This window comes from Streptomyces katrae (genome assembly GCF_000966975.1).
In the GTDB taxonomy this organism is placed as follows: domain Bacteria; phylum Actinomycetota; class Actinomycetes; order Streptomycetales; family Streptomycetaceae; genus Streptomyces; species Streptomyces katrae.
On the sequence record NZ_JZWV01000171.1, the window covers coordinates 1 to 1,475 of the forward strand.

General features: G+C 78.9%; 1 protein-coding gene and 1 pseudogene. One reads left to right on the forward strand and one right to left on the reverse strand.

Going from position 1 to position 1,475, the window contains the following annotated elements:
* Nucleotides 1-532 (reverse strand): DUF998 domain-containing protein (locus tag VR44_RS08380; RefSeq protein ID WP_245691642.1); only part of this gene is annotated, 532 nt, incomplete at its 3' end.
* Nucleotides 533-806: 274 nt separating this feature from the next.
* Between VR44_RS08380 and VR44_RS08385 the strand changes: the two are divergent.
* Nucleotides 807-1,475 (forward strand): annotated as a pseudogene (locus tag VR44_RS08385) (hypothetical protein); the annotation flags it as partial.

Consider the following 1,475-nt stretch of genomic DNA (forward strand, 5'->3'; position numbering starts at 1 on the left):
CCGTGAGGGCGACTATCCCGACGAGCGCGCCGGTCATGGCGAGGCTGCTGCTGACGGCGTGGGCCTGGTGGGTGGCCGGGACCAGGCCGGCGGTCTCGCGGGCGGCGCACTGAGGGTCGGCGGTGGGCCGGCAGCTGAGCGGCAGCCAGGCGTCGGCGGCGGTGGCCGCGCCGAAGAGGGCGACTCCGCCCCAGCCGGCGACCGCCCAGGGGCGGCGGGACGCGGGGTCGCGGGGCCCGGGGTGGCGGCCGAGGCGGACCAGGCGGACGAGGGCGAGGAGCCCGCCGAGGAAGACGAGCAGGCCGGCGGTGAAGTCGGTGGCCCGGAAGAGGCCGCCGAGGGGCTGGTCCTGGGCGGCGAGCTCGCTGACGTACGTCTCGATGGGGTTGAGGCCGGTGGAGAGGACGACTTCGAGCACCCAGGCGGTGTAGGCGGCCGCGCCGAGGCCGATGAGGCCGGCGACGGACGCGGTGCCGGGGGCGCTGCCGCTGTGGGTGTCGGTTCCTGAGTCGGGGTCGGCTTGTGTACCCATGGGTGAATGATCCTCAGCAGATCGGGCATTGACGCGCGGCGCCCCGCGCGGCGGCGCTGCCGGGGATCACCGGGGGCCGTCCGGCGGAGTCCCTCGTCCCGCAGAACGAGGGGGCGGTGCGCGGCGTTCCCCGTCCGCCGGAAGGGAATCCGACAGATCGTCCGATTTCCGCTGCCGGGGGGAGGCCGGGGGCCGAATGCGGTTGGAGGCGACGGGCGGCCGTGGCAGGCTGCCCGCATCTCCATATGCCGTACTTCGCAAGGACGCCGCCAGGATGAGCACGCCGCCGACCCCGCCCCACGACCCGTCCGGCCCGCCGATACCCGAGGGGGCGGCGCCCGGGCACCCCGCCGCACCGGACCCCGCGGCGGCCCCGGCGGAGGGCCCCACGGGAACGCCGCCCGCCGCACCGGCACCGGAGCAGCCCCCCGCGGAGCCCGCTCCGCAGACCCCGGCGGAGGACCTCGCCGAGACGGCCCGGCTCTCCTTCGACAAGCCCGCCACCCCGGCGCAGCCGCAGGACACGCCCGACCCGGCCGCAGACCTCGCCGAGACCGCCCGGCTGCCGCAGCCCGTCCCCCAGGACGCCCCGGTCCCGGCCGCAGACCAGGCCGAGACAGCCCGGCTGTCCCTGGACAAGCCCCCCGCGGAGCCTGCCCCGGAGACCCCGGCGGAGCCCCTCGCCGAGACCGCCCGGCTCTCCTTCGACAAGGCCGCCACCCCGCAGGACCCCGCCGCGCCGGCGGCGGGCGGGGAGACCGCGCGGGGATCGTGGGAGAAGCCGGAGGCTGCCGCGCCCGCAGCGCCGCCCGTGCAGCCGGCCCCCGCGGCCGGGGGTGGGGCGCCCGAGGGGTACAACCCGTGGGCGGCGCCCGCACCGGGGGCGTTCGCGGCGCCCGGCGGCGGTGCGCACGCGGGGTTCGCGCAGCCCGCACCCGGGGCG